Source organism: Nocardia vulneris (genome assembly GCF_001613425.1).
In the GTDB taxonomy this organism is placed as follows: Bacteria; Actinomycetota; Actinomycetes; order Mycobacteriales; family Mycobacteriaceae; genus Nocardia; species Nocardia vulneris.
Genome location: NZ_BDCI01000011.1, coordinates 117,500 through 139,830, shown reverse-complemented (window position 1 = coordinate 139,830; position 22,331 = coordinate 117,500). Strand labels below are relative to the sequence as shown.

Annotated in this window: 23 protein-coding genes; 7 read left to right on the top strand and 16 right to left on the bottom strand. The window is 67.8% G+C overall.

Features of this window, described 5'->3' with window-relative positions:
• Positions 1–87: 87 nt before the first annotated feature.
• Complete coding sequence (locus NVU01S_RS44845; protein ID WP_052281037.1) at positions 88–807, top strand: LppP/LprE family lipoprotein; 720 nt, start codon at positions 88–90, stop codon at positions 805–807.
• 152 nt (positions 808–959) lie between these two features.
• Here NVU01S_RS44845 and NVU01S_RS14935 read toward each other — a convergent pair whose 3' ends face one another.
• The 6 genes from NVU01S_RS14935 to NVU01S_RS14910 form a co-directional block, all read right to left on the bottom strand.
• Complete coding sequence (locus tag NVU01S_RS14935; protein ID WP_244467408.1) at positions 960–1,592, bottom strand: SanA/YdcF family protein; 633 nt, start codon at positions 1,590–1,592, stop codon at positions 960–962.
• Between the two features lie 86 nt (positions 1,593–1,678).
• Positions 1,679–2,611 (bottom strand): DMT family transporter, encoded by a 933-nt coding sequence (locus tag NVU01S_RS14930; protein WP_043677159.1) that lies wholly within the window; start codon positions 2,609–2,611, stop codon positions 1,679–1,681.
• A 69-nt stretch (positions 2,612–2,680) separates the two neighbouring features.
• Positions 2,681–3,703 carry an ArsR/SmtB family transcription factor gene (locus NVU01S_RS14925; protein WP_043677157.1) on the bottom strand — a complete coding sequence of 341 codons (1,023 nt, stop codon included), beginning with the start codon at positions 3,701–3,703 and terminating at the stop codon, positions 2,681–2,683.
• Positions 3,704–3,710: 7 nt separating this feature from the next.
• On the bottom strand, positions 3,711–3,938 hold the full coding sequence (locus tag NVU01S_RS14920) for a hypothetical protein (protein WP_156161789.1): 228 nt from the start codon (positions 3,936–3,938) through the stop codon (positions 3,711–3,713).
• 112 nt (positions 3,939–4,050) lie between these two features.
• The gene (locus NVU01S_RS14915; RefSeq protein WP_043677152.1) at positions 4,051–4,260 is read right to left on the bottom strand and encodes a hypothetical protein; all 210 of its coding nucleotides are present in this window, start codon (positions 4,258–4,260) and stop codon (positions 4,051–4,053) included.
• Between the two features lie 220 nt (positions 4,261–4,480).
• The gene (locus NVU01S_RS14910) at positions 4,481–5,479 is read right to left on the bottom strand and encodes an AurF N-oxygenase family protein (protein ID WP_052281036.1); all 999 of its coding nucleotides are present in this window, start codon (positions 5,477–5,479) and stop codon (positions 4,481–4,483) included.
• Between the two features lie 181 nt (positions 5,480–5,660).
• On the opposite strand from NVU01S_RS14910, the gene NVU01S_RS14905 reads away from it, so the two are divergent.
• Positions 5,661–6,374: a DsbA family oxidoreductase gene (locus NVU01S_RS14905; protein ID WP_043677241.1), complete on the top strand. Its 714-nt coding sequence runs from the start codon at positions 5,661–5,663 to the stop codon at positions 6,372–6,374.
• A gap of 60 nt (positions 6,375–6,434) precedes the next feature.
• Here NVU01S_RS14905 and NVU01S_RS14900 read toward each other — a convergent pair whose 3' ends face one another.
• Complete coding sequence (locus tag NVU01S_RS14900) at positions 6,435–7,682, bottom strand: lipase family protein (RefSeq protein WP_043677149.1); 1,248 nt, start codon at positions 7,680–7,682, stop codon at positions 6,435–6,437.
• Positions 7,683–8,221: 539 nt separating this feature from the next.
• Here NVU01S_RS14900 and NVU01S_RS14895 point away from each other — a divergent pair.
• On the top strand, positions 8,222–8,734 hold the full coding sequence (locus tag NVU01S_RS14895) for a mycothiol transferase (RefSeq protein ID WP_043677147.1): 513 nt from the start codon (positions 8,222–8,224) through the stop codon (positions 8,732–8,734).
• Here the strand turns inward: NVU01S_RS14895 and NVU01S_RS14890 are convergent, their stop codons facing one another.
• The gene (locus NVU01S_RS14890; protein WP_043677145.1) at positions 8,735–9,304 is read right to left on the bottom strand and encodes a TetR/AcrR family transcriptional regulator; all 570 of its coding nucleotides are present in this window, start codon (positions 9,302–9,304) and stop codon (positions 8,735–8,737) included.
• A 111-nt stretch (positions 9,305–9,415) separates the two neighbouring features.
• Here NVU01S_RS14890 and NVU01S_RS14885 point away from each other — a divergent pair, with 111 nt between their 5' ends.
• Positions 9,416–10,477: an amidohydrolase family protein gene (locus tag NVU01S_RS14885; RefSeq protein WP_052281035.1), complete on the top strand. Its 1,062-nt coding sequence runs from the start codon at positions 9,416–9,418 to the stop codon at positions 10,475–10,477.
• Between the two features lie 26 nt (positions 10,478–10,503).
• Positions 10,504–11,658 (top strand): GDSL-type esterase/lipase family protein, encoded by a 1,155-nt coding sequence (locus tag NVU01S_RS14880; RefSeq protein WP_043677144.1) that lies wholly within the window; start codon positions 10,504–10,506, stop codon positions 11,656–11,658.
• Positions 11,659–11,802: 144 nt separating this feature from the next.
• Here NVU01S_RS14880 and NVU01S_RS43375 read toward each other — a convergent pair whose 3' ends face one another.
• Both NVU01S_RS43375 and NVU01S_RS14870 read right to left on the bottom strand, forming a co-directional pair.
• A complete protein-coding gene (locus tag NVU01S_RS43375) occupies positions 11,803–12,717 on the bottom strand; it encodes a CAP domain-containing protein (RefSeq protein ID WP_063776023.1) in 915 nt (304 codons plus the stop codon).
• Positions 12,718–12,759: 42 nt separating this feature from the next.
• Positions 12,760–13,491, bottom strand: coding sequence for a hypothetical protein (locus NVU01S_RS14870; protein ID WP_156161788.1), 732 nt, complete (start codon positions 13,489–13,491; stop codon positions 12,760–12,762).
• Between the two features lie 870 nt (positions 13,492–14,361).
• On the opposite strand from NVU01S_RS14870, the gene NVU01S_RS14865 reads away from it, so the two are divergent.
• Entirely contained in the window at positions 14,362–15,375 is a 1,014-nt protein-coding gene (locus tag NVU01S_RS14865) for a LysR family transcriptional regulator (RefSeq protein ID WP_014987399.1), read from the top strand.
• 4 nt (positions 15,376–15,379) lie between these two features.
• On the opposite strand, the gene NVU01S_RS14860 is transcribed toward NVU01S_RS14865, so the two are convergent.
• From NVU01S_RS14860 to NVU01S_RS14835, 6 genes are all read right to left on the bottom strand, one after another.
• Positions 15,380–16,405, bottom strand: coding sequence for an alpha/beta fold hydrolase (locus tag NVU01S_RS14860; protein WP_043677139.1), 1,026 nt, complete (start codon positions 16,403–16,405; stop codon positions 15,380–15,382).
• A gap of 240 nt (positions 16,406–16,645) precedes the next feature.
• Positions 16,646–17,350, bottom strand: coding sequence for a DUF8020 domain-containing protein (locus tag NVU01S_RS14855; protein ID WP_043677137.1), 705 nt, complete (start codon positions 17,348–17,350; stop codon positions 16,646–16,648).
• A gap of 183 nt (positions 17,351–17,533) precedes the next feature.
• Positions 17,534–18,838 (bottom strand): lysine N(6)-hydroxylase/L-ornithine N(5)-oxygenase family protein, encoded by a 1,305-nt coding sequence (locus NVU01S_RS14850; RefSeq protein ID WP_043677136.1) that lies wholly within the window; start codon positions 18,836–18,838, stop codon positions 17,534–17,536.
• Positions 18,835–19,089, bottom strand: coding sequence for a phosphopantetheine-binding protein (locus NVU01S_RS14845; protein WP_043677134.1), 255 nt, complete (start codon positions 19,087–19,089; stop codon positions 18,835–18,837). The genes NVU01S_RS14850 and NVU01S_RS14845 overlap by 4 nt, the downstream gene beginning before the upstream one ends.
• 30 nt (positions 19,090–19,119) lie before the next feature.
• Positions 19,120–19,767 (bottom strand): isochorismatase family protein, encoded by a 648-nt coding sequence (locus NVU01S_RS14840; protein ID WP_043677133.1) that lies wholly within the window; start codon positions 19,765–19,767, stop codon positions 19,120–19,122.
• A gap of 32 nt (positions 19,768–19,799) precedes the next feature.
• Entirely contained in the window at positions 19,800–20,579 is a 780-nt protein-coding gene (locus tag NVU01S_RS14835) for an SDR family oxidoreductase (RefSeq protein ID WP_082032266.1), read from the bottom strand.
• 190 nt (positions 20,580–20,769) lie between these two features.
• Between NVU01S_RS14835 and NVU01S_RS14830 the strand changes: the two genes are divergently transcribed.
• Positions 20,770–22,326: a (2,3-dihydroxybenzoyl)adenylate synthase gene (locus NVU01S_RS14830; RefSeq protein ID WP_244467410.1), complete on the top strand. Its 1,557-nt coding sequence runs from the start codon at positions 20,770–20,772 to the stop codon at positions 22,324–22,326.
• Positions 22,327–22,331: the final 5 nt, after the last annotated feature.

The following is a 22,331-nucleotide window of genomic DNA, read 5'->3' as shown; positions in this document are numbered from 1 at the left end:
CGCGCGGGAGTGGAGGTCCGCGCGCACTGCTCCGTGACCGGGGCAGCGGGAGCACACCGTTATCCACCAACCGATTTCGGGGGTTCAATGAACGTCAAATCGTGGGCTTTCGCCGCACTGGCCGCGAGCGTCGTACTCGGCGCGACCGGCTGTACCGACTCGAGCCCGGCACCGCAGGCCACCAGGACGCCGATCCCCTCGGCCGTGCCTTCGACGCCTGCCGCCACCCAAGCGCCCAACCCGGGCGAGGCCGACCCGCCCGCCGATCCGCCCAAGGCACAGCCGAGTCCGGTGACCGAAGCGCCCGCTCCGGCCCCGAACAACCCACCCGCCCCGAACAACCCGCCGCCCGTGGCCGACCCGCCCGCCGCGGACCAGCCGCCCAACGGGAGCGGTCACGGCCTGTGCTTCGACTCGAACTCCGATCTCGCCCGCTCCGCGGTCGCCCGCTTGGCGCCCAACAAGGAGGGTTACCCGTGGGTGATCCGGGAGGCGAGCAACGATCCGATCTCCGCAGGTTGCGCCGGCGTGCTGTCCTGGATGCTGGTGGACTGGAACGGCAGCCATCCCGGCTATCACGTCCTGTTCTTCACCAACGGCACCTACCTGGGCACCGCGACCTCGAAGTACTACGGCTACACCACGGTGCTCGGCAAGACCAAGAACACCGTGTCGGTGCAGTACCGCTGGGTCACCCCGCAGGACGCGCTGTGCTGCCCCTCCGGCGGCCCGAACGTCGTGACCTACACCTTGACCGGTACCACGGTCCAGGCCAAGGGCGAGTTCCCGCCGGACCCGGACAAGTAGACCGAGCCACGAGTCCGGCCGACTGCCCCTGACCGGACTCCACCGGGCGTCAGTACCCGCGCGGCCGCTGGGCTCGCAGCGCACTGACCCACCCGGCGAAGCCCCTGTATCTCCCCCTGCTCCGAGGTACAGGGGCTTCGTCCTTGCCGGGGTCAGCGCGCGAGCAGCGCCGCGACCGCTTTGGGCGCGGCCACCCATTCGCGGAGGTTGTTGCGCACCTTCGTTATTCGCCGGCAGGCGCATGCGGCGGTGACGCCGTCGGTGTCGATGCCCGCGCCGCGGCACAGGGCGACCGCCCGCGGCACATGCTGGTACTGGGTGACGACGAGAGCGCGGTCGATGCCGAACAGCCGCATCGCGCGTTCCCCCGTGGCGCGGGTCGACAATCCCAGACCGTCCGTGCGCACGACCGCCGGGTCGACCCCGCGCGCCGCGAGATATCTTGTCATCGCTCCGATTTCGTCGCCGGAGGTGCCCGCCGCATCGCCGGAGACCAGGATTTCGCGTACCTTTCCCGCGCGCAGCAGCTCGATCGCGGCGTCCAACCGTCCGCGCAGATACGGCATGGGCGTGCCGTCCGGGGCGACCTTCGCCCCCGGCACGATCACCACCGGCGCGGTGGGCGCCGTCGCCGGATCGAACCGGTGTCCGGACGACAGGTGCCACAACCGGAGATTCGCACCGATCACCAGTCCCGTCACAGTGACGGCGGCCGCCGCGACCGTGCCGAGCAGCCACCGCCGCACCGCACCGGCGAGCTGCTTCGAATCACTCGGCACTGTCATCTCTTTCGTCGACTCACCGGCGCCCGCCCAGACGGGCCGTACCGGCGACCATCGTAGTGACGGGCCTGCCGCGATCAGCGCTCGATCTACCGTGGGTCCGGCACCGGTTGCACCGCAACGTCTTCGGGTGCCGCCGGCTTGGCCGCACGGGCTCGGGTGATGGCCACGCCGGACAGGCACAGCAGGCCACCGACGATCGCGAGCGGGGCCGGGACCTCGCCCAGGGCGAGCCACGCCATCACGACCACCAGGGCCGGCACCACATAGGTGGTCACGCCCATCTTTCCGGCGGTGGTGCTGGCCAAGGCGTACGCCCAGGTGGTGAAGGCCAGCGCGGTGGGGAACACGCCCAGGTACAGGACGCTCAACGTCGACGACAGCGGCGCGACGGCGGCTTCGGTGAGCAGCTGTCCCGCGAAGGGCGCGCAGGCGATCGTGCCGATGACGCAACCGCCGGTGGTCACCTGCAACGCCGACGCGTGCGCGAGCGCGGGTTTCTGCGCGACCACCGCGATCGCCCAGGCGGCGGCCGCGGTCAGGCAGAGCACCACCCCGAGCACCGCGGAACTGCCCGCGTCCGAATTCGACAACCCCACGACCACCGCGCCGGTGAAGGACACCGCGATACCGGCCATCAGGCGCGCCGGAAACCCTTCGCGCAGTACCACTCCGCTCAGCAGCGCGATCAGCACCGGACCGATGTTGATCACCATCGCGGCGGTGCCCGCGTCGACGTATTGTTCGCCCCAGTTCAACGCGACCATGTAGACGCCGAACCACAGCACCCCGGAGACCACGATGCCGGGCCAGGCGCCGCGCGCGGGCCACCCCTCCCCTTTGATGAGCAGGATCAGCACCAGCGCGATGGACGCCGTCGACAATCGTCCGAAGGCCAAGGCCCCGGGCGAGAAATCCGCTCCCGCAGCCCGGATGAACACGAACGCCGACGCCCAGAGCACCACCGTGACGGCAGCAGCGACGGCGGCCTTTTGACCGGCAGATCGAACGACTAGCTCCATTTACCGAACACTAGATCAGGGAGCAGGAGAACTCACGCGGATTTCGGACGGCGCGATCGCCCTGCGGCACTAGGCGATCCGCGCGTTACTGCTGAGATCTCCTTCGAGCAGCGCGACGCCCAACGTGGTGATCTCGTGGCGCATGGCATTGCGGTGCCGCCAGCTGTCGACCAGTCCGGCTTCGCGCAGAATCGACGCGTGCTCGCTGGCCGTGGCGGGCGAAATCCCAAGGCTGCGGGCGAGTTCGGTGGTGCTGCAGCCTTCCGCGATCACCTGCAGGGCGGCCGCCCTGGTCCGGCCGAGCAACGCGGTGAGCGCTTCGTTGGTGCCGCGCGGACCCCAGGCGGCGGCGAAGTCACCGATGTCTCGCAGCACCGGAACGATCAGCATCATCGGCGCCGTCTCGTCGACGGTCGAGTGCAGGGTGATCGGTTCGGGCCAGGCGAACAGGGACGGAATGATGAGCAGGCCGCGGCCGGCGAGATGCTCGTCGTGACACGCCTTCGCGCGCAGCACCTCGAGCACCGGTGCGCGCCAGCGGGCATGCGGCATGAGCCCGGACAGCAGCCCTTCCACACCCTCGGCCGCCATGGTGCGGGCCATCCGTTCGGCGGCGACCTCCAGATAGGTCTGGATATGTGCCCATCGGCCCGCGAACGCCACCGAGTGGAACGCCTCGACGGCGCTCGCGACGCTCTGCCTGGTGCTGCCGTCCCGGTCGAAGAGTTCGGCGGTCCAGGAGGGCAGCGGGGTTTCGCCGATCTCCGCCCGCCGGCGCACCACGGTCTCCACCTCGTTGCGCAGCTCCAGCCGCGAGGCCAGATGCAGCGCTTCGATGCCGCCGGACATCGTCCGCGCGCCCCGGGTCGGCGTGATCAGGTCGAGAAAGTTCTCCTCTGCGGGGAAGATCTCGGCGATCCGGCCGAAGTCGGACGGGATCGCGGCACCGACCTGCTGCCGCCAGCCCGTGTAGACGGTGACATTCGAGCGTTGCACGGCCCGGGTGGCCAGCATGGTTTCGCCCAGGGCGCCCAGCGGCGACCCGACCCGGATCCGGACGAGATCCTCCGGCGTGAAGATGATCCGCTTCATGCGCGGCTCACCGCAAGCCTTGCCACCGCACCGCCACGAGCGGATCGATGCTCGTCAGCAGTTCGTCGGTATTGCCCGGATGCGGCGCTTCCCGCGGCACCGATTCGCCCCTGCGAGACCACATGATCTGCCACCGCCGCCTGCCTCGCTTCCACTCCGTCGCCATCCCGTCGGCGCACCGCGCCACCACCAGCGCGACCTCGCCGCCGGCGGGCGCCGCTACGTCCTTCATCATCGTTGCACTCCTCATAGTCACTGCTCAGCAGCCTATGAAGGAGAGCGGGTGGGACGCACCATGTTTCGGTCCAGGCCGAAACACCCCGGGAACTCGGGGCCCGACGATCCGCTCAGCGCTTGTGCGCGATGTCGTACCACTGGTGTGGCACGGACCAATCCCACGCGTCCGGGCCGGGGACGACCGGCGATTGAGCGCGGGCCGCTTCGATCCGCTCGGCCTCGATGAAGCAGCGCACCGACCCGCCCACGCAGGCCCCGTACAAGAGCAACCCCCGGACGATGTGACGCCGGAACACCTGCCACGAGATGCGCCTCTGCATCGGTACCTCCTCGCCGAAGGTGCTTGCGGTACTACGGATTCCGAGCCTGAACCACCGCGCTGAGCAGGCCGGATCCAGTCACGATACCGCCGGGGTTCCGATTTCGGACCGAAATCGGAACCGAATTCGACCGGGTGGGACCGGGGCGTGCGACCCGTCCGGCTCACCCGGAAAACGGCGAAGGCCCGGCGGTGCGCTACCGCCGGGCCTTCGTTCGCGATCAGGAGTGCGTGCGCACCGGTTCGCCGCGGTAGCGCGACTCTTTGCCGTCGATCCGCAGCGCCCGCCAGGCCAGCTTGGCCGCCGGGTTCATCAGCCCGATCTCGGCGGCCAGCATCCTGGCCTCGCCGAAGAAGTCGCGCCGCCGCGCCCTGGCCTCGGCGCTGCGCCAGAACAGTTCGCGCCGGATGCCCTTCGGGATGTCGAACTCGCGGAACAGCGATCGCGGCGGCTTCACGATCAGGTCGCAGGCGATGAACATGATGATCGGGTAGGCCAGCGACAGGGTCGCACGCTGTACCGGGTGCTGCTTCGGGACCCGGTGCCGCAGGTATTCGTGTGCGAAGGCGATATGCCGGGCCTCCTCGGCGATGTGAATCCGCATCACGTCGCGCATGATCGGGTGCACGTCCTCGCCCGCGCGCAGCACCTGCTTCTGCACATGGTCGATCGGTTCCTCACCGGCGAGCACCGCGACGAAGAAGGTGGTCGGGAAGAAGCGGCCGAGCAGCGGCACCAGCGGGCCGAGCAGCTTCATGATCGAGCCCATGCCCGGGACGTCCGCGCCGATCCGGTTGACCATCTCCTGGAACATCAGGGTGTGGTTGACCTCCTCGGCGACCTCGTGATTGAGATAGCGGAACTCGGCCGAGCCGTTGGGCACCTTGGCGAACAGATAGTTCATCACCCCGCCGATGAGCAGCTCCTCGAACTGCAGCCCGACCTTCGCGATATTGGCCTGCCGCCACATCCCGATCTCGATCTTGCGGCTTTCCGGCAATGCGAGGTACCAGGGGTGCGCGCCGAGCGGATCGGTGGCGGCCGGGAGAATCCAGCGCGGATCGTTCGGGATCACCGCCCATTCGGCGGATTCCCAGTCGATCTCGGTGTACGGATCGAAGTGCCGATTGACCGAGCCTTCGGACAGGGTGGTCAGGATCGCCGTGTACTCACCCTTTGCTGCGGTGCGAGACGGCGCCGTTGCCGACTGTGTTGCCATGACGTCTACCTCATATCGGGTCGAGGTTAATGTTACACAGGTTTACGGTAACAGTCTGTCTCAGTCATTTCTAGATCGATCGGCCCTGCTGGGCAGATTGCCGAGCAGGCAGCTTGTGGGAACAGAACCGAATATCGGCGTGTTGGCTGTTCAGGGGATTGCGACGAGAGTGAGGACGCCCGTGCGGGTCGAGATCTGGACCGACATCAACTGCCCGTTCTGCTACCTGGGCAAGGCGCGGTTCGGGGCGGCGCTGGCCGAGTTCGCCCATCGCGCCGACGTCGAGGTGGTGCACCGGTCGTTCGAATTGGACCCGACGCTGCCCGCGGACGAGTCCGGGCCGGTGATCGCGAAGATCGCCCGCAAATACGGGATCAGCGAAGCACAGGCCGCGGCCAACGAACGCGGGATCGGCGCGCAAGCCGCCGAACTCGGTCTGCCGTACCTGACCGAGGGCCGCGACTACGGCAGCTCGTTCGACATGCACCGCCTGCTGCACTTCGCCCTCGCCCAGGGCAGACAGGAAGAACTGCTCGACGCTCTCTACCGCGCGAACTTCGCCGAGGAGCAGTCGCTGTTCGCCGATCACGACCGGCTGGCACGGCTCGCCGCGGCTGCCGGACTCGACGAGTCGGCCGTGCGCACGGTCCTCGCGGATCCGACGGCCTACGCCGACGACGTGCGCGCCGACGAACAGGAAGCGGCCGAGCTGGGCGCGACCGGTGTCCCGTTCTTCGTCTTCGATCGCAAGTACGGCGTCTCCGGCGCCCAGCCCGAGGCGGTGTTCGCCCAGGCACTCGAGCAGGCCTGGGCCGAGCACCGACCGGTCCTGCAGACGATCGGCGGCGCGGACGCCTGCGGCCCCGACGGCTGCGAAGTGCCCGCGCGCGACTGAGCGCGACGCAGTTCGCCCCGCGTGGTCGGCTACCACGCGGGGCGATCCGGAACTATCCGATTATCCGCAGTTGCTCGGCGCGGGCTTGCCGGCGAAGCGCCCGTCCAGCCAGTTCATCATCGATGGCAACCCGAGTTCGGCGGCCGTCAGGTGATCGGGTGTGGGGTACAGCTCCGCCTGCACCTTGACGCCCGCGCGGCAGTACCGGTGCACCGTGTTGGTGATCGCGTCCAGCGGGATCAGCCCGTCCTGCGGCGAATGCCATTCGAAGACCGGCGCGTCCGGAACACCGTCGTAGAGTTCGACGCTGTTCTCGTCCGCCACCGCCCACGCCTTCGGATCATGGGCCAGCACAATGTCTTTCGCGTAGTCGTCGAAGCTGTGCCCGACCCCGCGCGCGATCAGGTCGTTGGTGCAGCTGTTCGCCATGCCCCGCGCCGCGGCGAGCCCGCGCTCGTTCAGCGCGCTGGTGATCGGCAGGCGGTCCGGGTACTCCCGCTCCAGGCCGAGCACGGCGGCGAAGCCGAGCCCGAACGCCGGATGCTGGTTGTGCCCGATCGCCCAGCCCATGGTGGTCAGATTCATCGGCACCCCGCCTTCGGCGGCGCCGACCAGATTCAGTTCCGGCGCATACGTCGGCGCCAGCGCGGCGGCCCAGGCGGTCGCCATACCGCCACCCGAGTAACCGGCCACCGCGGCCGGGCTCCGCCCGAGGCCGAGCTGCGGCAGTCGCTGCGCCGCACGGATCCCGTCGAGGGTGATCCGACCGCCCAATTTCGCTGCGCCGTAAGCACTGTTCGGGCCCAGGTGGTCCGGCAGCGCGACGCTCCAGCCGCGCGCCAGCGCGACGTTCAGCACCGGCGCGAACGGCACGATGAAGTTGGTGTCGTTGGCGTAGAGCCCGTGCGAGATCGCGCACTGGGTGCCGAGTCCGTTGATGATGTGCTGGAACGAGAGCAGCGGCGCGTCGGCGCGGTGACCGAGCGGCGTGAGCACCGTCGTGGTCGCCGCGATCGGCTCGCCCTGCGAGTTCGTGGACCGGAACTTGATCAGCGTGACCGTGGCGCCGGGGAAGAAGAACAGCGGCGGCATCGGCCGGCTGTCGAGCACGTCGCCGGGGGCCTTGCTCGCGATGTCGGCGGGCGCGGCATAGAACGGGTCGGGGTCCGGGAGGGGCCAGATCGGCTGGGCGCTCGCGGTGACCGTCCCGGTCGCGGCCATGGCCACACCGATCGTCAGCACACCGAGGATCGCGCGAATCGGTCTGAATTTCCGGCCACCGTCCGGCCGGAAGAAACGTCTACCCACTGCTGCTGTACCTCCACTGCTTCGCAAGAATTGTCGGGTGATCTGCATTCAGCTGCCTCTACCGTAATATTTCAGCTGCGCTTCACTCTTTTAAGTACCGGCTTGCAAATAGTGCGCAGGCCGGTCACGACACCGAGTACTACGATTTATCACGAATATCCGCCGCACCCGCATCATCGTCTCGATCAACGCCCAGGAAACGCGGCACAACATCTGCGCTGATCTGCGAATCATGCTGCACCACAACATCTATCGATGACATATGAAGCGAGCGCGGACCGCCATCCGATAGCCCGCATCTACCGGCGCCGATGTCCGATCATTATCCGAGCCTGCCACACTCCCGAGTTCTGTCATTCCGCGCCGTCGTCCGGTCAGCGTAATAGCGGCAACCCTACCGGTCCATCCCGACGTCCGGCGTCGCGAAGAATTCACGCCTTTCTTACAAGGTGCACCGGCGGAATTCACCGGGCAGGCGGCGACAGCCGCACCGGCCCGTGCCGGGAATAACAGACGCCCCCGCGCGTTCGAACCCGAACATGACCAGCGCTGACTTGTTGATCGACGCTTTCGGCCGAGTTCGAGAGAACGTGCACGGTGCCGTCGCGGACCTGACCCCCGACGAACTGGGGGTGCGCCTGGACCCGGGTGCCAACTCCGTCGCCTGGCTGCTCTGGCACCTGACCCGGGTCCAAGACGATCACATCGCCGAGGTCGCGCGACTGGACCAGGTGTGGACGGCCGCGGGCTGGGCGGACCGCTTCGGCCTGCCCTTCGCCGACGAGGCGACCGGCTACGGACACACCCCGGCCGAGATCGAGCAGCTCGGCCGAGTGCCCGTCGAACTGTTGCTCGGCTACTACGACGCGGTGCACGCGCAGACGATCGACTATGTCTCCGGCCTCACCGACGCCGACCTCCCCCGCGTCGTCGACACCCGCTGGGATCCGCCGGTCACCCTCGGCGTCCGGCTGGTCAGCGTCGTGGACGACGATATCCAGCACTCGGGCCAGGCCGCGTTCATCCGCGGAGTCCTGTTGCGCCGCAGATGATCAGGCGCTCGGCCAGTTGCTGAGCAGCGCGTCGAGGGCGTCGAGGGCGCGTGCCCACGAGTCCTCCACCGCGCGCGGGTGGCTGTCGTAGCGACCCGCCAGTTCGAGCTGCACGTAACCGTGAAAGGTGCCGTGCAGCAGGCGGATCGCGTCGGTTTCGGCCGGCTCGTCGAGGTGATACCCGCGCAGGATGGCGCGGGTCATCTGCGAATGTCTGCGTGCGGCACTGGCTTCGGCGGTCGCCGGGTCCAAATCCAGCTGCATCGCGGCGTACCGGCCGGGATGCTGCTTCGCATAGTCGCGGTAGGCGTTGGCGAACGCCACCAGCGCCTCCTTGCCCGCACGCCCCGCCAACGCGTCGGCGACTTTGTCGGCGAGTTCGGCGAGCGCCATGACCGCGATCTTGACGCGCAGCTCGCGCGCACTGGCCAACCGCGAGTACAGGCTCGCGTCCTTCACGCCCAACCGGCGGGCGAGCGCCGGGACGGTCACCTTCTCGAAGCCGATCTCGTCGGCGAGTTCCGCCGCCGCCTCGATCAGGTTCTCACTCGTGACTCGCGCGCGCGCCATACCTTCTCCTCGTGTGACTACAGGATCAACTAATTTGCCTAATGCCCCTAGGTAATTTAGCGTATCTACTTGTTAAATGAGCCAGCAACTACAGGATAAGGGGTGGTGACTATGAGTCACCCGGTGGCCCGCGGCACTCGGCCAACCGAGTTCGGGCGGATCCACCCGCCCGATCCGGGCTGGCTCGCGCACCAGGCGCGGGAGGAGATCCTCCTACCGGAGCTGCCCATCATCGATCCGCATCACCACCTCTGGCAGCATCCCGGATTCCGTTATCTGCTGGACGAATTCGCGGCGGACCTCGGCAGCGGACACCACGTGGTCGCCACGATCCATGCCGAATGCCTGTCGGCCTATCGCACCGACGGACCGGCCGAGCTGCGACCGGTCGGCGAGACGGAGTTCGTCGCGAGCCTGGCCGCGGCGAGCGCCGCCGCAGGCGGCTCGACCAGGGTGGCGGCCGGGATCATCGGCCGGGTCGACTTCGAATTCGAGGCCCGCGTCGTCGACCGGGTCATCGAAGCGCACCTGCAGGCGGGGCAGGGCCGTTTCCGCGGCCTGCGCTACGCGGCGAGCTGGGACGCGAGCGACCGGCTCGCGCTCAGCCATCCCGGGGCCCGACCGCACATGCTGGCCGAGCCGCGCATCCGCGACAGCGTGCGCGTCGTCGCCGACCGTGATCTCACGCTCGACCTGTGGATCCTGTCCCCGCAACTCGCCGACGCCGCCGAACTGGCCGATGCGGTGCCCGAACTGCGTCTGGTGCTCGACCACTGCGGCGCTCCGCTCGGTTTCGGTCCCTACGCGCGCGACCGCGACGCGCATTTCGCCACCTGGGCGCGCGGCATCCGAGCCCTGGCCGAGCGGCCGAACGTGGTGTGCAAGCTCGGCGGTCTCCTCGCCACCGCCGCCGCATTCGACTACTTGACCGCGCCCACGCCGCCGACTTCGGCGGAACTCGCCGAGCACTGGCGGCCATGGTTCGACACCTGCATCGAGGCGTTCGGACCGCAGCGCTGCATGTTCGAGAGCAACTTTCCCGTGGAAAAGATGGGCACCGGGTACGCGACGCTGTGGAACACCTTCAAGCGACTCGCCGCCGGAGCCTCGGCCACCGAGCTCGCCGCACTCTTCTCCGAAACCGCGCGCCGCACTTACCGTCTGACGGCCTGACGCTCCCCTACCCTCGAGGACCAGCTATGACCGACTGGATCACGACCCCGATCGAACCACTGTTACACGGCACGCTAGACGTCGAGCTCACCGCCGACGGTCTACTCCCGCACCGACTTCCGGCCGCGGCCCGCACCCAGTTTCCGGATGACTACCTGGCGACGGTCGAGGCTCAGCCCGCCGGTGTCCGCCTGGCGTTCCGGACCGAAGCGACCCGCATCGAACTGGACGCTTTGCCTATCAGGGCGTTCTATCCTGGCGTACCCGCGCCCGCCGCCGGCGTATACGAACTGCTCGTCGACGGCCGCCCGGCCGGTAATGCGACCGTGCCGGGCATCGGCCGGCTCGTCGACATGACCACACAGGCCGTCGTCACCGCGGAGGCGGCAGCAGGCACCCTCCGGTTCGACCTGCCCGCCGGCGCCAAGGACATCGAGATCTGGCTGCCGCACACCGAAACCGCCGCATTGGTGGCACTACGCACCGACGCGCCGGTCCGGCCCGCTCCGGCCGACGGCCGGAAAGTCTGGCTGCACCACGGCAGTTCGATCAGTCACGGCTCGAACGCCGACCGCCCGACCGCGACCTGGCCCGCGCTGGCGGCGGTGCGCGGGGGCGTCTCGCTGCGCAACCTCAGCCTGCGCGGCAACTGTCTGCTCGATCCGTTCGTCGCCCGGACGATCCGGGACACACCCGCGGACCTGATCAGTCTGAAGCTCGGCATCAACCTGGTGAGCAGCGATGTGATGCGGGTGCGCGCCTTCACCCCGGCGGTGCACGGCTTCCTGGACACCATCCGGGACGGCCACCCGGACACCCCGCTGCTGGTGGTGTCGCCGATCCTCTGTCCCATCCATGAGGACACCCCCGGCCCGGGCGCGCTGGACTTCGACGGTCAGCGCGTGCGTTTCCGCGCGCTCGGTGATCCGGCGGAGCGAGCGAACGGAAAACTGACCCTCGCGGTCGTGCGCGACGAACTCGTCCGCATCGTCGAACAGCGTGCCGCCGACGACCCGAACCTGCACTATCTCGACGGCCGAGTGCTGTACGGCGAGCAGGATTTCGCCGAGTTGCCGCTGCCGGATCAGCTGCATCCGGATACCGCGACGCACCGTCGCATCGGCGAGCGCTTCGCCGACCTGGCCTTCGGCCCGTCGGGGCCACTGGCACCGGCGGACTGAACGCGCCGCACGAACAGCGGATGCCGCCGGACACGTCCTCGGTCCGGCGGCACCCTCGCGTGCTGATCCGAAGCCCCCGCGGGTGCGGCCGGTCCCGCGAAGACCCGGTAAACCACAAAGCGAGTTTGTGGCTTACCTCTCGAGTCAGCGCTGACTCGTCCGAGCGGCCAACTGCTCGAAGACATTGCGAATCGGGGCGTCGAAGCCGTTGCTCCACGGATCCCACGACGACTCGGCGGCATCGTCGGAACCCCAAGGGTCCCAAGCGGAATCGCCCCACGGATCCCAGGAGTCGCCCGCGCCGTCGGCACCCTCGCCCCACGGATCCCAGGAATCACCGCCACCATCGGCACCGTCCCCCCACGGATCCCAGGAATCACCGCCGCCATCGGACCAATCGCCCCACGGATCCCACGGCGAGCCGCCGTCGGACGGGTTCGCACAGTCACCGTCGGAGGGATCGCCACCGCCGGGCTGGCCGGGCTGGCCGGGCTTATCGGGTTTACCCGGCTGGCCGTCGGTCGGCTTGCCGGGCTTACCGTCCGTCGGTTTACCGGAGTCCGGTTGGCTCGAGGTGCCGAAGTTCTGGGTCCAGTACGGAGTTCCGTTGCGCGCCTTCGCGTATCCGACACCGATATCGCGCAGGCCGCAGTTCAGGATGTTGGCGCGGTGCCCGGGGCTGTTCATCCACCCCTCGACCACGTCGTCGGCGCTCTGATATCCGGCGGCGATGTTCTCCGCCCAGGTCTGCGGCTTGTATCCCGCCGCGCGGATCCGCGCGCCCGGATCGCCCTTCGACGAGTTGTGGTCCATGAAGTTGCCGGCGGCCATGTCCTCCGAATGGCCCTGTGCGGCTTGGGTGAGATGACTTTCCGCGCGCAACGCCGGACAGCCGGCCTTCGCGCGTTCGTCGTTGGTCAGGCTGATCACCGCATCGGCGGGCGATTCGGCCGAGGGTGCGGCCTGAGCCGCAGGGGCTCCGGCGAGCGCGGCCACGGCAATCGCCGAGGCGCCGACAGCGGTGGACAGAGACAGCATGGTCGCTGGCGAGAAACGCACAATATCCTTCGTGAAGTTGTCGATCGGTGTGTTGTTCGGTTGTCAGCCGACGCTCGGCCCGAGCGCGAGCGGAGCCCACTCGGCGTCGTCGTCGGTCACATAAGCCGAATCATCAGCCGCATAAGCTGATTCATCGGAGTCGTACGCCGAGTCGTCGTCGGCATAGGTCGGGTCATCGGCAGCCGCGTCGGCGTAAGTCGAGTCATCGGTCTCGGAAGCCGCGTCATCGCTGTCGTAGGTCGAGTCGTCGACGGGTTCCACCTCGTCGTCCGAGACGATCGCCGCGTGCCTGGGCGCACCGGCGCCGGCGGGGGCAGGTGCGACGCCGGCGAGCAACTGGTTGATCCCCTTGGCCACCTCGGGACCGATCGCGGCGTTGCCCGCGCTGAGCGCCGCCGCGAGCGCCTTGATCACCACGCGCATCGGCTCCTGCAGGGCCGGACCGCCCAGCTCGAGCAATGTCTGCGCGCTCTCGATCAGCGCCGCCGTGGTGCCGGGCTCCGGTTCCGCGCGCTCGGTGCGACTCGACTGTTGTGCGGGCGCACCGATTTCCGGCCGCTGCGCCCGCGCGTCTCCGGGCGTGCGCGAAACAGGCACGGCCACTGTCGGTTCCGGAGCCGCGGTGGCACCGTCGCGGACCGCACCCCCTGCGTGCGGCGCCGGCTCGCCGGCTCCGGCATTGGCCGAGACCGCCATGCCGATCAGCGTCACCGTGGACAGCATCGCCATCCGGGCGGGGACATAGGTATTTCTCGGCGCGCTGTGCTTACCCAAGATGTCTTCCTTCGAAATGGCCGATCGTCCATCGGATCGACTGAGTCGAATTGATCGCCGATTCCAGCCGGCCGCGACACTGCGACCGGCCGGACCGGCTAGCCGCGACTCTGCGGTCTAGTACGCGGTTCCAGCGTGCTGGCTTCCGATTCGAAGCGTACGAGCGCCGCGGACACCCGACAAGGCCGCGAGAACATTCTTACATCGAATCAAGACCCCAATTAACAGACGTTGGATCGGCGATCACGGTCAGATCACGTACAGCGTCGAAACGGACAATTCTCCGATCACGACGCGATCACGTAAACCGCCTGATTCATAGCCGTTCCGCTATATCGCGAGAGTTGTCGCAACGAACAAGCCGGATTGTCATCCGGTACAAGATGTCCACCGGTTGTTAGCCGCTCTAACATTGCGTTAAGTTTCGATTGAATAAGCACCCCACGGCCCATACTTCGAGACCGGCACGGTTACGATCCAGTATCCGATGAGCACGATGCAGGGGCGCGCTCGGCGGACCCAGAAGGCGGTTCAGCAGCCATCACCCCAGGTAGCGAGAGCAAGCGAGTCAGTGTGCGAAGTGGCAAGGTGATCCAGATAACAGAACGATAAACACTTCCACATTGACGTATCCTGCACCCGCGTAGATACTGACTCCGCGCAAGTCGGCACGATCTCCGAGTTAGTTCTTTCCCGGCCATCGCCGCACCATTCGAGATATGAACGCACGGTAAACGGAAAGAGCCGGAAGTCGAAGTCGATCGACGCTGATCGGCAACTGCCACGACTCGGCGACGGATGCTCACTTAAATTTCAGTGAAGGACCGCAAGTGCGGTAGATGAGCCGAAGGCTCGATATGAAGGTTGCCGATGTCTGATTATCCCTTGCTCACTTCCAACACGATCACGTTGCGGCAGTTCGATTACTTTGTGAACACGGTGCAACTGGGTTCACTGTCCGCGGCGGCGCGCCGATTCGGAATAACGCCGTCCGCGATGTCGCAGCAGATCGACTCACTGGAGAGTTCGCTCGGCCGGAAACTGTTCGACCCCCGATCCCGAAGATCGAGGCTCACCAAGTTCGGCCGCGAGTTCTTCACCCAGGCCTCCGACGTCGTCGACTCGGTCCGGCAGGCGATGGCCATGGGTCAAACGTTCGGCGACGGCGTCATGACCGTCGGCACGACGCCGACGATCGCGCAGAAACTGTTGCCGCCGCTGATCTATCGGATGCGGCTGGAGCGCAATATCGACAACATCGAGGTCCGGTCGTTCACCGATATCCGCGAACTGCACTCCACCCTCGACGAGGGCGCGCTCGATCTCGCCGTCGGTCCGCTGGAGCGGTCCACCGCAAAGGTGTTCCACTGCTTCGGCGAGGAGGAACTCGTCGTCGTGTGCCACCACAGCCATCGCAACAGCTTCGACGGTTCCTGGAAGCAGCTGATCGAGGCGCCGTGGATTCGCTGCGGCGCGAATTCCGATCTCACGGATATCCTTTCGCGTGAGGCGGGCCGGGCCGGCGTGCACATCCGGTTCGCGGTACGGGCACCCGACGTATCCACCGCGTTGAGCCTGGTGGAACACGGTGTCGGCGTGGCGCTGGTACCCCGCATGGCCTTGCACGGGTCCTCGCGCCTGGTGTCCATTGTCCGGCTGCCCCGCCCGATCCGGCGCGAGCTGACCGTGCACGCCCGCGACAAATCCCCGTATGTGGAGAAGTTCCTGGACGCGATCACCGATACCGAACTCGTCCGGAAGTTCGGCGCCGCGGGCCTGTTCGATATCCGGCGCCCGAAACTCGAGTCGGCGTCGCGGCAGCAGGTGCCCGCCCAGATCGGCGCCCGTGACTCCGCTTATATCCCCGAGGCCAAGGCGCAGTGAGGTGTTACGGCCGGACCATCGAATTCGCCCAGTCGATGACGGCCGCCTGATAGTCGCGAGTGTTGCGCGCCAAGTTGACCGAGTGCCCGCTGCCGGGCAGCACGAAGGCGCGCAACTTCGCGGCCGGGCCGAAGTACTGGGACTCCGAAGCCAGCAGGGTGGCCGAGTCCGTGCAGACCGAATAGTTGGTGCCGCAGGACAATCGATCCCGGCCGCCGTTGACGAGCAGCACCGGCGCGGTGATCAGACTGGACATACCGGGCAGGGTGGAGGTCAGGCCGTCGGGATATTCGGTGAGCGAGAAGACTTCCTTGTTCTGCTCGTCGACCGCGAGGACCTGCGGGTCGACATTGTCGGGATCGAAGAAGTCGTGCAGCCGGGTACCCGGCCGGGACACCAGATAGCCGGCATCGAGCCCGCTTCCGGCGAACTTGGGGTCCTGCACCGCCGGATAGTAGGTGGAGATCACGCCGAGGGTCTCCGGAATATTGAGCGAGTGCGAATACCCGGTGAGCACAACGCCGTCCACATCATGATGTGTGGTCGCCTCGATCACCGCGGTGCCCGAGGTCAGCGAATGGCCGACGCTGATCACCTTCGCGAACGGCGCGGCGCCGGCGAGCCCGGCGCGCAGTGCCTGCACGACGTCGTGCAGCGCGTCCGCGGTGGCGGTCGCGGTGAGGGTCAGGCTCGGCGGATGCGTGCTGTTGCCGTTGCCGAGCCGATCGACCACGAGGGTGGCCAATCCCGCGGCGTTCATCGCGCGCCGGAAGTTGTAGGTCTCGGGGGCGTACTGGAAATCCCAATAGGAGCCGTTGTAATTCGAACCGGCCATGAGCACCATGACCGTATCGGCCGTGCCGTCGGCGGGCAGGCACAATGTCGAGGCCAACTGACCCCGGGCGACCTCGAAGGGAAACGATCGGCAATTGTCCGAGGCCGGCGCGGGATCGGCCTGCGCCACTCCCGGAACCACGCCGAGTAGAGCTGCTGCCGCCAACGCGGCCAATGTTCGAACCGAGATCCGCACGCGACGAGCTCCTCGAAAGTGAGATGCGAAGAACGCCCGTCCGGCGTCCCTGTCCAGCAACTAGTCAGGCAGGCTATCGCCAGCGGTGAACACATCGCAAGGATTACCGCGGATTCGAACGCACGCGTCGGCGGCACCGAACCCGTTGCGGGGCAAGCCACTCCAGGCGGCTCGGTGCCAGAAAAAGTACGAACCGCCCCCTTCTGAGGGGCGGTTCGCACGGTCGACCCGGGTCAGGTCTTACTTGGCCGGGTTGAACGGCTGGTTGATCGTGGTGAAGTACTGGATAGCCGCACCGATCGCCACCGGGGCGGTGATGAAGATCTGGCCCGCGACGGTGCCGAGCGCGCCCATGGCGGCCGCGCCACCGAGGCAACCCGCGGCGATGCCGCCCAGGAACGGACCGAACAGGCCGACGATGGTGCCGCCGACCACCGCGCCACCGACGATGCCGCCGAGCACACAGCCGACGGCCGCGCCGCCGAGGCCGCCGACCAGGGTGGCGATGCTCGCACCGAGGCTGATCGTGCCCGTCATGCGGGACCAGGCGGCCTGCTCACGGTCGTACTCGCTCTTCCACGGCGCCTTGTCCTCGAACGGCAGCGCGACCGGCTTGTAGACGGCCTTGCTCATGTCCAGCTGCGGGGTCAGGGTCGCCGTGCGGCCGGCGATATCGGCCGCGATCGGGAACTCGAACTCGTCGAGCCGGAACTTCAGGGGGGTGCCCGCGACGACGTTTCCGTTGGCGGCCTTGATCTTCAGCGCGCCGTCCTCGACCACGATCGAGCCGGCGTCCAGCGAGACGATGGCCTGCGTGTCGGTGGACTCGGCGGTGAAATTGATCGGCGCATCGGCAGCGGCCGGGTCGGCGGCCGCGGTGCCTGCGGCGACACCGAGTGCGGCGATCAGCATGGTGGCTGTCGCGGCGAGGTTCCTCATCAGCATTCTTCGAAGTCCTTCGTAGGTGTGGTCGGGATGCCGGAAGCTTAGGATAGCCACACCTTATTTTGTCAACATGTTCGTTGTCACTGTTTAGATTTGCTTAAGTGCGCGCGAACAACCCGGATGCCAAGTCCGGCACCGAGTTTCGCACATTCCGCCGGCGGGCGGGGCCTGGAGATCGCGTAGCTACCTCCCCGCCCGGTCCGCCGCGCGATCGGTCCGCGCACCCGTCGCCGCCCGCGCGACCGAGCGCACGATCTCGCCGGTGCGCACCGCGATATTCGACAGCAGCGACGAGGAGAGCCCGTGCGTGTGCTCGGTGCCGCCTTGCAGATAGATATCGCCGGGCAGCGGCGCGGTCGGCACCAGCCGGTAGTCCCGGGTCACCTGGACCTGTCCGCTCTCGAACGCGACGGATCCGGCCAGTTCCCCGAGTACGGTCCGGACGTCGCCGGGCCGGAAGCCGGTGGCGCACACCACCGCATCGCACATCAGGGTCTCGGTGAGGCCGGTCGGCCCGTGCGTCACGTCGACCCGGACCCCGCTGCCGGAATCCTCGATGCTCGCGACCGTCGAGGCCCCGTGCATGAACAACCGCCGATCACCGGCGACCCGCTCGGCGTACTCCTGCGCGTACAACCGCTCGATGAGTGAGGGCTCCACCGCGGAATAGTTGGTGCCGCGGTGATAGGTCATCAACTGCCGCCGCAACTCCGGCGAGGACGCGTAGAAGTCGTCCACGGCGGCCGGGTCGAAGATCCGGTTCGCGTACGGGCTGTCGTCGGCCGGGCTGAGCCCGTATTTGCCGAACACCGCGTGCACTCGCGCGTCTTCGTAGCGCTGATGCAGATGCCCGACCACCTCGGCCGCGCTCTGCCCGGCGCCCAGCACCACGAACCTGTTGTGCCGCAACCGCGGCAGTGTTTCCAGGCTGGGCAGCAGGCGATGACTGTGGAACACCCGCGCGCTCGCCGCCACCCCCTCCGGCAGCCGCGCCGAAAGGCCCACGGCCACCACGATGTTGCGCGCTCGCAGCACGCCGGGCGCGGCACCGTCGAGCTGAATCTCGAAGTAGTCGCCCGCCGCGGCCACCGACACCGCGGTGGTACCGAAGGACACCTCGGCGTCCACCGTGCGCGCCGCCCACCGCAGATAGTCCTGGAACTCCAGCCGGGTGGGCCGGAAGGTCGACAGGTTGATGAAATCGGTGAGCCGGTCGTGCTCTTTCAGATAGTTCAGGAAGCTGTACCTGCTGCGCACATTGCGCTGCGTGACAAGGTCTTTCAGGAACGAGATCTGCATCGTCGCGCCGGGCAGCAGCATGCCGGGATGCCACTCGAACCGCTCTTTCGACTCGACGAACCGGGCGCTCAGCCGCTCGTGCGCGCGGTCTTGGTTGTGCTCCTCGAGCGCGATCGCCAACGCGAGATTCGAAGGCCCGAAACCGATCCCGGCGATATCGACGATCTCGTCACCGGTGCCGCCCGTCATGTCCGATCCGCGTGACCGGGTACCAGGACGTCGAGCCAGACACCGAGCACCGGCTCGGCGGCCAGGGTGGCGAAATCCGCCTCCGTCGCGCCGCCGGCCCGCCACTTCTCGACCAGCGACATCAACCGCACCGAATCCAGGCCGGCGTCGGTGAGATCCCCGTCTTCGGGGACCTCGTGCGGTGCGACGCCCAGTGCCGCCGCGATATCGGCGATCACATCCTCGCGGCCGATGGTAACCGGCTCGGTCATAACACTCCTCCAACTAGTCGAAAGCCCGGGTCAGGCCGCATTCGATTGCCGCAGCGCGTAATCCAGCGCGTCGGTGGTGGTCACCGCGCCACAGCGGCGGGCGACGTAGTCCATGGCCATGAGGTGCTCGTCCCGGCCGAAGTCGGCGGTCGCGTCCAGCACCAGGAACGGCTGGATGTCGTTCATGAACGCCTCCGCCGCGCTGAGCATGCAGCCCATGTGCGCGTAGACGCCGGTGATGATCAACTGGTCGCGGTTGTAGTGATTCAGCAACTCGCGCAGGTCGGTGCGCTGGAACGCGGAGTAGCGCCACTTGGTGACCTGGATATCGGAGGGGCCGGGCGCCAGTTCGGCGACGACCTCGGCCTCGGGGCCGTTGCTCAGTCCGCTGCCCCAGAAGTCGGCGAGAATGCCGCGCCGCGAGGGGTGCTGGTCACCGGGCTGCATGGTGAAGACCACGGGGACCCCGGCCTCGGTGCACTGCTTGCGCAGGCGCCGGATGTTCGCGACGGCGGTCGAGATCGGTTCCTGGTCGAGCTGGTACGCGTCGATGAAGTACCGCTGCATGTCGTGGATCAGCAGCGCGGCGCGCGATGAATCCAGCGTCCATGGCACCCGATTGACGGCGACGTCCTCGCGCGCCGGTATCGAATACGGTGCGATCGGCGGGATAGCCAACAGTTATCTCCTTGTGGGTCGGAACAGAGCCGTCATGCGTCGAACGTCGCGCCGCCATCCACCCGCAGGTCGTGCATGGTGATATGGCGGGCGCGGGGAGAAGTCAGGAAATAGATGCCTTCGGCGACGTCCTCGGGCTGGGCCACCCGGCGCAGCGGGATGCCGAGCCGGAAGCGCTCCGGGTCGCCCGCGAGCACCTGATCGCGGGCCGCGGCGGGCAATTCGGTCGCGGCGTGATCCCACATACCGCGCAGCATGGCGGTGTCGGTGGAACCGGGCGAGACCATGTTCACCCGCACGCCCGCGGCGGCCACCTCGAGCCCGAGCGCCATGGCGAACGCGGCGGCCGCGGCCTTGGACGCGCTGTAGGCGGCCATGCCGACCCGAGGGGTGTTCGCGGCGTTGGAGGTGACGACCACGATCGAGCCGCCACCGCGCGCGGCGAGCAGCGCGGCGGCCCGGCGGGTCACGTTCATCGTGCCGGTCGCGTTCACCGCCAGGCACCGATCCCATTGGTCGCCGGTCAGTTCCGCGATCCGGCCGGTTTCCAGCACACCCGCGGCGTGCACCACCGACTCGAGCGGGCCGATCCGCTCGACCGCGGCGGCGAAGGCCCGATCGACGGACGCGGCGTCGGTCACGTCGACCTGTTCGGCGTGGGTGTCGACACCGGTGCGGCTCGACCGGATCTCTTCCGCTGCGCGGTGCACTGCGGGATCGTGGTCCCAGAGCACCACGGGCGCCGCGGACCGGGCCGCGAAGATCTGTGCCGCAGCCCGTCCGATGCCACCAGCAGCACCGGTGATGATCACACCGCCACCACTTTTACCATCTCGAGACATATGCTTAGCCTAACCTTAATTCTTGATGAAAGTAAACCAAGTGTGATCAGCACGTAAGGAGCTCGTCTTGTCCACGCAATCCGACCTAACCCCTTGGCCGGCAAACGAAGTCGATACCTACCGCGCCCTGGGCTACTGGTCCGGAGAAACCTTCGGTGACATGCTCACCAGCCGCGCGGCCGCTACACCCGATGCCATCGCCGTGCTCGACGACCGCAATCGCTGGACCTACGCCGAGCTGGAAACCCGGGCCAGGTCGCTGGCCTCGGGTTTCCTCGATCTCGGTATCCAGCAGGGCGATCGGGTGCTCGTGCAACTGCCCAATATCGCCGAGTTCGTCGAGGTGATCTTCGGCCTGTTCTACGCGGGCGCGCTGCCGGTCTTCTGCCTGCCCGCGCACCGCCAAGCCGAACTGCTCCCGATCGCGCAGGCCAGCGGCGCGATCGCGATGGTCACCTGTCACCACCACCAGGGCTTCAATCACGCCACGCTCGGCGCGGTGCTGCGCGACAGCGCACCCGAGCTGCGGCATCTGATCCTCGTGCCGGACCATCGGCGCCCGGCCCTGCCGCCGGGCGGCACGCATGGACTCGACGATTTGCGCGCCGCGCCACGCGAATTGCCCGCGGTCGACCCGTCCGGCATCGCGTTCCTGCAGCTCTCCGGCGGTAGCACCGGCACGCCGAAGCTCATCCCGCGCACCCACGACGACTACCTGTACAGCGTGCGACGCAGCGTGGAGATCTGCGGACTCGACGAGACCAGCGTCTATCTGGCGGTGCTGCCGGTGGCGCACAACTTCCCGATGAGTTCGCCGGGCATTCTCGGCGTGCTGTACGCGGGCGGCACCGTGGCGATGGCCATCGAGCCCTCCCCCACCACCGCGTTCGGCGCGATCCAGCGTTTCGGCGTGACCATCACCGGCCTCGTGCCGCCGCTGGCCAGACTGTGGGTGGAACGCGCGGAAGCCGGGACGGACTACGACATTTCGAGCCTGCAGGTGCTGCTCGTCGGCGGCGCCCGCTGCCCGGACGAGCTGGCGCGGCGGATCGCCCCCGCGCTCGGGGTCACCCTGCAGCAGGTGTTCGGCATGGCCGAGGGACTGGTCTGCTACACCCGCCTCGACGATCCCGACGAGGTGATCCTGGCCACGCAGGGCAGGCCGATGTCGGACCACGACCGGATCGCCGTCGTCGACGAGCAGGGCGAGCCGGTACCGCCCGGCACGGACGGTCTGCTGATCACCAAGGGCCCGTACACGATTCGCGGGTACTACCGCAATGCCGAGGCCAACGCGACCTCGTTCACCGAGGACGGCTGGTACCGCACCGGTGACGTGGTCAACCTGCGCCCGGACGGCAACCTGGTGGTGAAGGGCAGGCTGGGCGACCGGGTCAACCGCGGCGGGGAGAAGATCTCGGCCGAGGAGATCGAGGCACATCTGCTGGACCATCCGTTGATTCGGGACGCGATCGTCGTGTCGGTGCCGGACGAGCGGCTGGGCGAACGCAGTTGCGTGTTCGTGCTCGCGACCGACCCGGCCACCCCGCCCGCGCTCGGCCAGATCCGGCAGTTCGTGCGCGAGCGCGGCGTGGCGACCTGGAAGATCCCGGACCTGCTCGAGGTCGTCGAGAGCTTCCCGGAGACCGGCGTCGGCAAGATCAGCCGCCGTTCCCTGCGCGCCGCGCTCACGGCGCAGGCGGCGCAGTCCGCCTAGCGCGG

What these genes read in the sequence shown, in the direction of transcription:
- NVU01S_RS44845 (WP_052281037.1), top strand. Translation starts at nt 88, where the DNA reads ATGAACGTCAAATCGTGGGCTTTCGCCGCACTGGCCGCGAGCGTCGTA.
- NVU01S_RS14935 (WP_244467408.1), bottom strand. Translation starts at nt 1,592, where the DNA reads ATGACAGTGCCGAGTGATTCGAAGCAGCTCGCCGGTGCGGTGCGGCGG.
- NVU01S_RS14930 (WP_043677159.1), bottom strand. Translation starts at nt 2,611, where the DNA reads ATGGAGCTAGTCGTTCGATCTGCCGGTCAAAAGGCCGCCGTCGCTGCT.
- NVU01S_RS14925 (WP_043677157.1), bottom strand. Translation starts at nt 3,703, where the DNA reads ATGAAGCGGATCATCTTCACGCCGGAGGATCTCGTCCGGATCCGGGTC.
- NVU01S_RS14920 (WP_156161789.1), bottom strand. Translation starts at nt 3,938, where the DNA reads ATGATGAAGGACGTAGCGGCGCCCGCCGGCGGCGAGGTCGCGCTGGTG.
- NVU01S_RS14915 (WP_043677152.1), bottom strand. Translation starts at nt 4,260, where the DNA reads ATGCAGAGGCGCATCTCGTGGCAGGTGTTCCGGCGTCACATCGTCCGG.
- NVU01S_RS14910 (WP_052281036.1), bottom strand. Translation starts at nt 5,479, where the DNA reads ATGGCAACACAGTCGGCAACGGCGCCGTCTCGCACCGCAGCAAAGGGT.
- NVU01S_RS14895 (WP_043677147.1), top strand. Translation starts at nt 8,222, where the DNA reads ATGACCAGCGCTGACTTGTTGATCGACGCTTTCGGCCGAGTTCGAGAG.
- NVU01S_RS14890 (WP_043677145.1), bottom strand. Translation starts at nt 9,304, where the DNA reads ATGGCGCGCGCGCGAGTCACGAGTGAGAACCTGATCGAGGCGGCGGCG.
- NVU01S_RS14885 (WP_052281035.1), top strand. Translation starts at nt 9,416, where the DNA reads ATGAGTCACCCGGTGGCCCGCGGCACTCGGCCAACCGAGTTCGGGCGG.
- NVU01S_RS14880 (WP_043677144.1), top strand. Translation starts at nt 10,504, where the DNA reads ATGACCGACTGGATCACGACCCCGATCGAACCACTGTTACACGGCACG.
- NVU01S_RS14865 (WP_014987399.1), top strand. Translation starts at nt 14,362, where the DNA reads ATGTCTGATTATCCCTTGCTCACTTCCAACACGATCACGTTGCGGCAG.
- NVU01S_RS14855 (WP_043677137.1), bottom strand. Translation starts at nt 17,350, where the DNA reads ATGCTGATGAGGAACCTCGCCGCGACAGCCACCATGCTGATCGCCGCA.
- NVU01S_RS14850 (WP_043677136.1), bottom strand. Translation starts at nt 18,838, where the DNA reads ATGACGGGCGGCACCGGTGACGAGATCGTCGATATCGCCGGGATCGGT.
- NVU01S_RS14845 (WP_043677134.1), bottom strand. Translation starts at nt 19,089, where the DNA reads ATGACCGAGCCGGTTACCATCGGCCGCGAGGATGTGATCGCCGATATC.
- NVU01S_RS14830 (WP_244467410.1), top strand. Translation starts at nt 20,770, where the DNA reads ATGCTCACCAGCCGCGCGGCCGCTACACCCGATGCCATCGCCGTGCTC.